Origin of the sequence: Hydrogenophaga electricum, assembly GCF_030160815.1 — a bacterium.
Taxonomy (GTDB): domain Bacteria; phylum Pseudomonadota; class Gammaproteobacteria; order Burkholderiales; family Burkholderiaceae_C; genus Hydrogenophaga; species Hydrogenophaga electricum.
Window position 1 is genome coordinate 1 of sequence record NZ_BSPB01000084.1, and the last position, 9807, is coordinate 9807.

12 protein-coding genes are annotated in these 9807 nt (G+C 70.6%); 6 read left to right on the top strand and 6 right to left on the bottom strand.

What is annotated here, in order from left to right:
* The 4 genes from QQK43_RS21870 to QQK43_RS21885 all read right to left on the bottom strand — a co-directional run.
* The coding region (locus QQK43_RS21870; protein ID WP_284309469.1) for a glucokinase at window positions 1–522 on the bottom strand (522 nt) is incomplete at its 3' end.
* 82 nt (window positions 523–604) lie between these two features.
* A complete protein-coding gene (trxC, locus tag QQK43_RS21875) occupies window positions 605–1054 on the bottom strand; it encodes a thioredoxin TrxC (RefSeq protein WP_234267073.1) in 450 nt (149 codons plus the stop codon).
* A 67-nt stretch (window positions 1055–1121) separates the two neighbouring features.
* Complete coding sequence (locus tag QQK43_RS21880) at window positions 1122–1316, bottom strand: DUF2905 domain-containing protein (RefSeq protein WP_234267072.1); 195 nt, start codon at window positions 1314–1316, stop codon at window positions 1122–1124.
* 9 nt (window positions 1317–1325) lie between these two features.
* Complete coding sequence (locus QQK43_RS21885; RefSeq protein WP_284309470.1) at window positions 1326–2540, bottom strand: class I SAM-dependent methyltransferase; 1215 nt, start codon at window positions 2538–2540, stop codon at window positions 1326–1328.
* Between QQK43_RS21885 and QQK43_RS21890 the strand changes: the two genes are divergently transcribed.
* The 4 genes from QQK43_RS21890 to QQK43_RS21905 are packed head-to-tail and all read left to right on the top strand — an operon-like array spanning window position 2539 to window position 5397.
* Complete coding sequence (locus tag QQK43_RS21890; RefSeq protein WP_284309471.1) at window positions 2539–3327, top strand: SDR family oxidoreductase; 789 nt, start codon at window positions 2539–2541, stop codon at window positions 3325–3327. The two genes, QQK43_RS21885 and QQK43_RS21890, sit on opposite strands and share 2 nt — an antisense overlap.
* Window positions 3328–3338: 11 nt before the next feature.
* Window positions 3339–3716: a dihydroneopterin aldolase gene (locus QQK43_RS21895; RefSeq protein ID WP_370465336.1), complete on the top strand. Its 378-nt coding sequence runs from the start codon at window positions 3339–3341 to the stop codon at window positions 3714–3716.
* A gap of 31 nt (window positions 3717–3747) precedes the next feature.
* On the top strand, window positions 3748–4692 hold the full coding sequence (ttcA, locus tag QQK43_RS21900; RefSeq protein WP_284309472.1) for a tRNA 2-thiocytidine(32) synthetase TtcA: 945 nt from the start codon (window positions 3748–3750) through the stop codon (window positions 4690–4692).
* A 42-nt stretch (window positions 4693–4734) separates the two neighbouring features.
* Window positions 4735–5397 carry a DUF4136 domain-containing protein gene (locus QQK43_RS21905; RefSeq protein ID WP_284309473.1) on the top strand — a complete coding sequence of 221 codons (663 nt, stop codon included), beginning with the start codon at window positions 4735–4737 and terminating at the stop codon, window positions 5395–5397.
* 16 nt (window positions 5398–5413) lie between these two features.
* Here the strand turns inward: QQK43_RS21905 and QQK43_RS21910 are convergent, their stop codons facing one another.
* Window positions 5414–7771: a hybrid sensor histidine kinase/response regulator gene (locus tag QQK43_RS21910; protein ID WP_284309474.1), complete on the bottom strand. Its 2358-nt coding sequence runs from the start codon at window positions 7769–7771 to the stop codon at window positions 5414–5416.
* A gap of 109 nt (window positions 7772–7880) precedes the next feature.
* Here QQK43_RS21910 and QQK43_RS21915 point away from each other — a divergent pair, with 109 nt between their 5' ends.
* The gene (locus tag QQK43_RS21915; protein ID WP_234267063.1) at window positions 7881–8531 is read left to right on the top strand and encodes a histidine phosphatase family protein; all 651 of its coding nucleotides are present in this window, start codon (window positions 7881–7883) and stop codon (window positions 8529–8531) included.
* A complete protein-coding gene (locus QQK43_RS21920; RefSeq protein ID WP_284309475.1) occupies window positions 8524–9669 on the top strand; it encodes a DSD1 family PLP-dependent enzyme in 1146 nt (381 codons plus the stop codon). Before QQK43_RS21915 ends, QQK43_RS21920 begins: the two co-directional genes overlap by 8 nt.
* 19 nt (window positions 9670–9688) lie before the next feature.
* Here QQK43_RS21920 and QQK43_RS21925 read toward each other — a convergent pair whose 3' ends face one another.
* Complete coding sequence (locus tag QQK43_RS21925; protein WP_348533548.1) at window positions 9689–9796, bottom strand: SPOR domain-containing protein; 108 nt, start codon at window positions 9794–9796, stop codon at window positions 9689–9691.
* Window positions 9797–9807 lie beyond the last annotated feature (11 nt).

The following is a 9807-nucleotide window of genomic DNA, read 5'->3' on the forward strand; positions in this document are numbered from 1 at the left end:
CGCTGGCAGGGTGACGTGCCCGCCTTCGCCCTGGATCGGCACCCAGCCGCCCCGCCCGTCGGGCAGCAGCCCCGACACGCCCAGCCCGGTGCCCGCGCCGAGCAGGGCCACGGCAGCGGCCGGATCGCCCGGGCCACCGCCCACCTGGCGCAGTTCGCCGGCAGGAATTGCCGGCAGCGACAGCGCCAGGGCGGTGAAGTCGTTGAGCAGGCGCAGCACGTCCAGCCCCAGCCCGGCCTTCAGCTCGGCCTGCGAAAAGCCCCAGTGGTGGTTGGTCATGCGCACCTGGTCACCGGTGATCGGGCTGGCAATGGCCAGCGCCGCCGCCCGGGGCGCGGCCAGCCCGGCCTGGGCCAGGTAGGCCCGGATGGCGCCCATCAGCGACGGGTGCTCGGCGCAGGCCAGCACCCGCACCGCAGACACCGGCTCACCCGGCGCGGCCTGCCAGCCGAAACGGGCGTTGGTGCCGCCGATGTCGGCCAGCAGGCGGGGAAAGGGGGCGGAAGGGCTGGCAGCGGGCATGTGGCGTCCTGGGGGCGGCGCCACCGGTCCCCCCGGTGTCCACGCCGCCGTGAAAACCATTATGCGCAGCGCGGCCGGCCCCTCAGCCAAGATGCTGCCGCACCCAGCGCACGATGTCGGCGCTGCGCAGGGCGCCGGGCTGGCGCGCCACCTCGCGGCCGCCGGCAAACAGCGCCAGCGTGGGAATGCTGCGGATGCCGAAACGCGCGGCCAGTGCCGGCACCGCTTCGGTGTCGACCTTGGCCAGCCGCACCTGCGGTTCCAGTTCGCGCGCGGCGGCCTCGAAATGCGGCGCCATCATGCGGCAGGGCCCGCACCAGGGCGCCCAGAAGTCGACCAGCACCGGCACCTGCGAACGGGCGATGTGGCGGTCGAACGCGGTTTCGTCGAGCGCCACCGGGTGCCCGGTGAACAGGGGCTGGTGGCACTTGCCGCAATCAGGCTGGCCGCCCAGGTCGGCGGCACCGACGCGGTTGGTGGTGTGGCAGTGCGGGCAGACGATGTGCAGCGGCTCGGTGGTGGTGGCGGTCATGGTGGGCTCCGGGTGATGCCGACCAGATGGGGACGACCGCCCCGGCTTCAAGACACTGCCCCGGGTATCAGATCACCCGCCCGATCAGCGAAGCCACAAAACTCAGCAGGATGGTGGTGGTCAGCGGAATGAACCAGTCCCGGCCAAAGGCCCGGAAGCGCAGGTCGCCCGGCAGCTTGCCGAACCCCAGTTTGTGCAGCAGCGGTGTGAACCAGCTGATCAGCAGCAGCGCCAGGAAGATGACGATCATCCAACGGATCATGGTGGGCGCCTACAGCCGGTGCGTGCGGTCGCCCGCGGTGAAGCCCAGGGGCACCCAGCCTTCGCTGCTGGCCACGGGAGCCAATGCCAGCACCTTGAACAACTCGCCCATTTCGTGCTCGTTCACCAGCTTGCCCAGCATCGCCTGGTCGCGCGGACCGGCATCGCGGGCCACGTCCAGCAGCCCGGCGTTGATCAAGAACCGGCCCTGGCTGGTGTAGCCCAGCACGGCCAGCCCGGCGTCCTGCGCGGCCAGCGCAACGCCGGTGAAGTTCACGTGCGCGGTGATGTCCTTGAGCCCCAGGTCCACCAGCGGGTTGTCGTCGCTGCGGTGGGCGCGGTGGCAGATCAGCGTGCCCATGTGGCGCTGAGGGTGGTAGTACTCGGCCTCGGGGAAACCGTAGTCGATGAAGAAGGCGGCGCCACGCGCCCAGCGCTCGGCCAGGGTGCGCACGAAGGCTTCGGCCTGGGGGTGGATTTCGGTCAGGTAGTCGTGCGGACCTTCGATCTCCAGCGGCGGGCGCAGCGGAGAGGGCCGGTCGGCCCAGGCCAGGGCGCCGTCGGCGGTCAGCGCCACGCCGCGTTCGTGCCAGACGCCGTCGGCCTGCCCACCGATCCGCTGCAGCAGTTGCACCGGCATGGCGTCGAGCACCTCGTTGCCCAGGATCACGCCCTCCAAGAGATCGGGCAACTGGTCGACCCACCGCACCCGTTCGGCGTGGCGGGCCAGCGTGCTGCGCTGGCGCTCGCGCAGGCTGCCCGAGAGGTCGACGATGGTGTAGCGGACCGGGGGGCGGCCCGCCGCGGCCAGCGCGTCCAGCACCTGCAGGGCCAGGGCGCCGCTGCCGGCGCCGAATTCCCAGATTTCGTGCGTGCCGGTCGCTTCCAGCGCCTGCGCCACCTGGCGCGCCAGGGTGTGGCCGAACAGCGGCGACAGCTCGGGCGCGGTCACAAAATCGCTGCCCTGGCCGTCCACCCCTTCGGGCAGGTGGCCGAATTTGGGGCTGCCGTGCGCGTAATAGCCCAGGCCGGGCGCGTACAGCACCAGGGCCATGAAACGGTCGAACGGCAGCCAGCCGCCTGCAGCGGCAATGGCCTCATCCACCCGCTGGCGCAGGGCGGTCGGTAAACTGGCGGCCTCACCGGCCGGGGCCGCTGGTGCCCGGCACGCGCCGGCAGCGGCTGCTTCGACGGTCGTTTTTTCCACCCGCCGATTGTCGTCCATGCCCCGTTCCGCCGCCGCTTCTGCCGAAAACCGCACCGTCCTCGTGACCGGGGCCGGCAAGCGCCTGGGCCGCGACATCGCCCTGACGCTGGCGCGCGCCGGCTGGCAGGTGGCCGTGCACTACCGCCTGTCGGGCGGCGAAGCGCGCCAGACCGCCGCCGACTGCGAGGCCCTGACCGGCCGCAGTGCCGCGGTGTTTGCCGCCGACCTGGCCGACGAAGCCCAGGCGCGCGCGCTGCTGCCGGCCGTGGCCGCGCACTTCGGCCGCGTGGACGCGGTGGTCAACAGCGCGTCGCTGTTCGAAAACGACGAAGCCGCCAGCTTCGGCTACGCCGCGATGGAACAGCACCTGCGCAGCAACACCGGCGCCCCCGTGCTGCTGGCACAGGCGCTGGCCGAGCACCTGCGCAGCACCGCCGACGGCCGCGACGGCGCGGTGGTCAACCTGCTGGACCAGAAGCTCTGGAACCTCAACCCCGATTTCTTCAGCTACACGCTGTCCAAGGCGGCGCTGGAGGCCGCCACCACCATGCTCGCCCTGGCCCTGGCGCCGACGGTGCGTGTGGTGGGCGTGGCACCGGGCCTGACGCTGACCAGCCACCTGCTGAGCGACGAGCAGTTCCAGGCGCGGCACCAGCTGTCGCCGCTGGGGCGCTCGTCCTCCCCGGCCGACGTGGCCGCCACGGTGGCGTTCGCCCTGGACAACCGCTCGATCACCGGCACCACGCTGCTGGTTGACGGCGGCCAGCACCTGATGCGCTTTCCGCGCGACTTTTCCCTGATGTGAAGCGGATGCCCATGAACGCCCCGAATTACGCCGGCACCCAGATCCTCACCCTCACCGGGCTGCGCTTCGACGCCAACCTGGGCATCCTCGACCACGAACGGACCGCGCCCCAGCCGATCCAGGTCGACGCCGAACTCAACCAGGGCACCCAGCCGCTGCTGCCGCACGACGACGACATCGGGCACGTGCTCGACTACCGCAAGGTGCGCCAGATCATCATCGACGAGTGCACCGCCGAACACGTGAACCTGCTGGAAAGTCTGATCGGCAAGCTCACGCGCCGCCTGATGCAACTGCCCGGCGTGATCGGCGTGCGCGTGCGCATCGCCAAGCTGGAAATTTTTGCCGACTGCGAAGTGGCCATCCGCATGGAAAGCGGGCAGTGGTGACCCCGCGCCCCATGACCGAACGAGACCCGACATGACCCCCGAAAAACTCGCCTTCGAAAACAAGAAACTCGAAAAGCGCCTGTGCCGCGAGGTCGGCCGCGCCATCGTCGATTACCACATGATTGAGGAAGGCGACCGCGTGATGGTCTGCCTCTCGGGCGGCAAGGACAGCTACGGCCTGCTCGACATCCTGATGAAGCTGCAAAAGCGCGCGCCGGTGAACTTCGAGCTGATCGCGGTCAACCTCGACCAGAAGCAGCCCGGCTTCCCGGATCACGTGCTGCCCGCGTACCTGTCGAAACTCGGCATCCCGTACCACATCGAAACCCAGGACACCTACTCCATCGTCAAGGAGAAGATCGAGCCCGGCAAGACCATGTGCAGCCTGTGCAGCCGGCTGCGCCGCGGCATCCTCTACCGGGTGGCCAAGGAACTGGGGGCGACCAAGATCGCGCTGGGCCACCACCGCGACGACATGCTGCAGACCCTGTTCCTGAACATGTTCTTCGGCGGCAAGCTCAAGGGCATGCCGGCCAAGCTGGTCAGCGACAACGGCGAGTTCATGGTGATCCGCCCGCTGGCCTATGTGCCCGAAAAAGACCTGATCCGCTGGGCCGAATACCGCGAATTCCCCATCATCCCGTGCACGCTCTGCGGCAGCCAGGAGAACCTGCAGCGCAAGCAGGTCGGCAACCTGCTGCGCGACTGGGACAAACAATTCCCCGGCCGGCTGGAAAACATGCTGCACGCGCTGCAGAACGTGGTGCCCAGCCACCTGATGGACCGCTCGCTCTATCCCTTCCAGACCCTGCAGACCACCGGCATGGCCAACGAGGACGGCGACAAGGCCTTCGACGCCGACGACCCGGTGCCGCCACCGGCCCTGGCCGACGACGGGGCGCTGGACGACGAAGCCGCCCCGCGCGCCGGGAACGAAACGCGGGCCCGCGCCGTCATACCCATTGCCGCACACTGACCGGCGCGGGCCGGTTCGGCCCGTTGATGCCCGGAGATGTTCATGATGTCGCCCTCCTATTCTGCTCCCCGTCCCCGGCCACGTGGCTGGACCCGCCTGGCGGCGGTGGCCGGCCTGGTGCTCACCCTGGGACTGGGGGGCTGCGCGTCGGTGTACCTGGTCGACAGCGAGGTCCAGAGCTTCGCCCGCTGGAGCCCGCCTCCGGCCCCCGCCGCGCCGCAGTGGTACCTGTTCGACCGCCTGCCGTCGCAGAACGAAGGGCCGGCAGCCCGGGCCCAGACCGAACTCGAACAGCTGGCGCTGCAGCAACTGGCCCCGCTGGGCTGGCGCGTGGCCGGCACCGACGACCCCGCGCCCACCTGGCGGGTCCAGGTGCAGGCCAGCACCTTGCGCCTGCCGCACGCACCCTGGGAATCGCCCGCCGACGCCTTCGGCCCCGGCTACCGCATGGGCCGGCTGCCCTCCGGCCAGGCTTTCTGGATGCCTGGCGGCATGCGCATCGCCACCCCGTATTACGAACGCAGGCTGTCGCTGCTGGTCCGCGATGCGCGCACCGGGCAGGTGGTGTACGAAACGCAGGCCGCACACGACGGGCGCTGGAACGACAGCCCCGAGATCTGGCGCGCCATGCTCTCGGCCGCGCTGCGCGATTTCCCGCAGCCGCCCGCCGGCCAGCGGCACATCGCGATCGAAGTGCCGCGCTGAACGCGGGCCGGTCTTTTCAGTCGACCCGGGACAGCAGTTCCCGGATCGCTTCGCCCAGCGCGTCCATGCTGTCCTGCTTGCCCAGCACGTCGGCCACGCCGGCCGCGTTCGCGTCCGCCAGCAGCTGTTCGTTCACATGGCCGGAAACGATGGCCACGCGCTGCTGCGGACGCAGTGCCCGGGCCTCGCGCGCCAGCTCCACGCCGCTGATGCCGGGCATGTTCTGGTCGGTCACCAGCAGGTCCACCCTGTCGGGCGTGCCACGCAGCCATTCCAGCGCCTCTTCGCCAGAACCGAAGGTCGTGACGCGGTAGCCGATCTTGCGCAGCATGCGCGCCACCAGAAACACCAGCGCCTCGTAGTCGTCCACATACACCACGTGCCGCCCCTGGGGGGCCGGCGGAGGCGGCGGGCTGGGCACCGCGTCGTCCGCCACCGCAGCGGCTGCGTCGGCAGGCACCAGCGGCAGGTAGATGTCGAACCGCGCGCCGTCGCCGGGTGCGCTGTGCACCGCGATCGCTCCCTGGTGCGCCTTGACGATGCCGTGCACCACCGACAGCCCCAGGCCGGTGCCGGCCCCCGACGCCTTGGTGGTGAAAAACGGCTCGAAGATGCGGCGACGCGTGTCGGCCACCATGCCCGGGCCGTTGTCCGCCACACTCAGGCAGGCGTAGGCGCCGGCCACGATGCCGTCCAGCGCCTGGGCCAGCGCGGTGTCGACCGCCACTTCCTGCAGGCTCACCGTGATGTCCCCGGCGCGGCCCTCCAGGGCCTGCCAGGCGTTGGTGCACAGGTTCATCAGCACCTGCTGCATCTGGGTCGCGTCGGCCATCACCGGCAGCGGCTGGTGCGCCAGCCGGGTGTGCAGGCGCACGCCGGCCGGCAGCAAGGAGCGCATCAGGCGCAAGGCCTCTTCCACCAGCGGCACCAGTGCCTGGCGCTGCAGCTCCTGCGCCTGGCGCCGGCTGAAGGCCAGGATCTGCTGCACCAGTTGCCGTGCCCGGATGGCAGCGCGGTGGATTTCGGCCAGGCTCTCCTGGGCCAGGTGGTCCTGGCCCACGTCTTCGCGCGCCAGCGCCAGGTTGCCCAGGATGGCCGCCAGCAGGTTGTTGAAATCGTGCGCCACACCGCCGGCCAGGGTGCCGATGGCTTCCATCTTCTGCGATTCGCGCAACTGGGCCTCCAGCGCGCGGCGTTCGATTTCGGCCTGCTTGAGGTCGGAAATGTCGGTGTGCGTGCCGACCATGCGCAGCGGGCGCCCGTCTTCGTCGCGGCCGATCACCATGCCGCGGGTGAGCACCCAGCGCCAGCTCCCGTCCTTGCAGCGCACGCGGTGTTCGTTGCGGTAGATCGGGTTGCGGCCTTCGAAGTGGGCCAGCCGGTCGGCCAGCATCTGGGCCACATCGTCGGGGTGGGTGCGGGCGTCGAGCTCGCTGGCCATCGGCTGCAGCTCGTTTTCTTCGTAACCGTACATCGCCAGGATGCGCGGCGACACGTATTCCTCGCCGGTGGCCAGGTTCCAGTCCCAGACGCCGTCACCGGCAATGTCCAGCGCCAGTTTCCACAGGGCTTCGTTCGAGCGCAGGGCCTCTTCGGCCTGGCGGCGCGCCGTGATGTCGATCAGCACGCCCACACGCAGGCTGCCATGCTGGTCAACGGAGACGGCGCTGGAACGGCGGTAGACCCACTTCACGGTGCCGTCCGGGTGGACGATACGGAATTCTCCGCCCAGATCCACCGGCCCCTGGCGGATGGCGTCCAGGTCTCGCGCCAATTGCTGCACGTCTTCGGGGTGGCGGTAGCGCGCCGCGAGCTGCGGGTCGCGCATCAGGGCCTCGGGGCCGAAACCGTAGATGTCGCGCACGCCCTCACTGACGAACCGGTAGCTGCGGTGCCCGTCGGCCCCCAGGTGCACCACGAACACCATGCCGGGCACCTGCGCCGTGATCAGTTGCAGCAGTTCCTGGTTGCGGCGCAGCGCGTCCTGCGCGCGCATGCGCTCGCTGACGTCTTCGACCGTGCCTTCGTAGAACAGCAAGCGCCCCTCGGCGTCGCGCACGCCGTGGGCGTTTTCGCTGATCCAGATGCGCTCGCCCGTGCCGTGGCGCCAGATTTCGGACACGAAACCGCGCACGAAACCGTCGCGCTCGAGCATCTGCGCAAACACCGCGCGGCGGCCGGGATCGACGTACCACTCGCTGGCAATGTCCTGCACCCCTTCGAGCAGTTGGGCCTCGGTCTGGTAGCCGTTGAGCCGCACCAGCACCTGGTTGGCGCGCAGCATCCGCCCTGCCGGCGAGCTGCGGTACGCGCCGATCGGCAGGAAATTGAACAGCGAAGAGAAGTCCCCCAGCTCGGGACGGTCGACGGGCATCGAACCATTGTGCGGCCAATTCCCCCGGGCAAAACACCGAATAGCGGGTAGGCAAGGTGCCAGTCATTGGCTAAAGTGCGCCACTTCATCACCGACCGGACCCCACCCCGTGCAAGTCACCCGCATCCTGGCCGTGCGCCATGGCGAAACCGCCTGGAACCGCGATACCCGCATCCAGGGCCACACCGACATCGCGCTGAGCGACCACGGCCAATGGCAGGCCGAACGCCTGGCCGAGGCCCTGAGCGAAGAGCCGATCGCGGCCGTGTATGCCAGCGACCTGAGCCGCGCCCTGGAAACGGCCAAGGCGGTGGCACGACGGCACGACCGCCCGGTCCACACCCAGCCGGGCCTGCGCGAACGGGGGTTTGGCCGCTTCGAGGGCCACACCTGGGCCGAACTCGAGGCCCGCTACCCGGAAGAAGCCCTGGCCTGGCGCAAGCGGGTGCCCGATTTCGCCCCCCCCGGGGGCGAAACCCTGCTGCAACTGCGCGAGCGGGTGACCCACACCGTGGCCACGCTGGCCAGCCGCCACCCGGGCGAGCAGATCCTGGTGGTCGCCCATGGCGGCGTGCTCGACGTGCTCTACCGCGCCGCCACACGCCTGGAACTGCAGGCGCCGCGCAGCTGGGAACTGCCGAACACGGCCATCAACCGCCTGTTGTGGAGCCCCGAGGGTCTGAGCCTGGTCGGCTGGGCCGACGTGCGGCACCTGCAGACCGACGGCGGCGAGGACGTGCTGGACGAGCGCAGTGCCTGACGCCGCCTGCCCCGACCGGTGGAGCGGCCTGGTCGGTCAGCCGGTCGCGGCGATCGACACCCCCGCGCTGGTGGTCGACCTGGACGCCATGGAACGCAACCTGCAGCGCATGGCCGCGTTCTGCCAGGCCCGCGGCCTGCGGCTGCGGCCCCACGCCAAGATGCACAAGTGCGCCGAACTGGCCCGGCTGCAGATGGCGCATGGCGCCGTGGGCGTGTGCGTGCAGAAAACCGGCGAAGCCCTGGCGCTGGCGGCGCAGGGCGTGAGCGACATCTACATCAGCAACGAAGTGGTCGACCCGGCGAAGCTGACCCGGCTGGCCATGGCGGTGCGCGCCGGCCGGACCCGCTTTGCCATCGCGGTGGACAGCACGCTGGGCATTCAGCGGCTGGCCGAGGCTTTGGCCCGCGCCGGGGTCGACACGCCCATGGACGTGTTCGTCGAGATCGATGTCGGCCAGGGCCGCTGCGGGGTTCCGCCGGGCCCGGCCGCGGTGGCGCTCGCCCAGGCCATCCAGGCCGAGCCGCTGCTGCGTTTTGCCGGCCTGCAGGCCTACCACGGGCGGGCCCAGCACGAGCGCAGCGCGGCGGCACGGCAGACCCGCATCACCGCCGCCGCGCAAGCGGTCGCGACGACCCGCGACAGCCTGCAGGCGGCGGGCATCACCGTGCCGCTGGTCACCGGCGCCGGCAGCGGCACCTTCGTGCACGAAGCGGCCAGCGGTCTGTGGGGCGAGCTGCAGCCGGGCTCCTACCTGTTCATGGACGCCGACTACGCGGCCAACACGCCCGACACCGATGCCCCGCGTTTCGAACACGCCCTGTTCGTCAAGACCCAGGTGGTGAGCCGGCAGGCCGAGCGCGCGGTGGTCGACGCTGGCCACAAAAGCCACGCCATCGACAGCGGCCTGCCGCAGGTCTGGCACCCGGCCGGGCTGGGCTTCGGCAACGGCGGCGACGAACACGGCGTGCTGCACGGCTCCCCGTTGCCGGCCCTGGGCGAAACCGTCTGGCTGATCCCGGGGCACTGCGACCCCACCGTCAACCTGCACAACGTGCTGGTGGGCGCGCGCGGCGGCCTGCAGACCGGCACGGTCGAGTGCCTGCTGCGCGTGGATGCGCGCGGCGCCACCGGCTGAGCGGCACCGCCCGCCAGCCTCAGCGCGGACCGTAGACGCGCGCGTCCAGCCCCAGCTGGCGGATGCGCTCGGCCGCGGCCTGCGCTTGCGCGGCCGACTCGAACGGCCCGACCCGGACCCGGATCAGTGGCCCTCGCG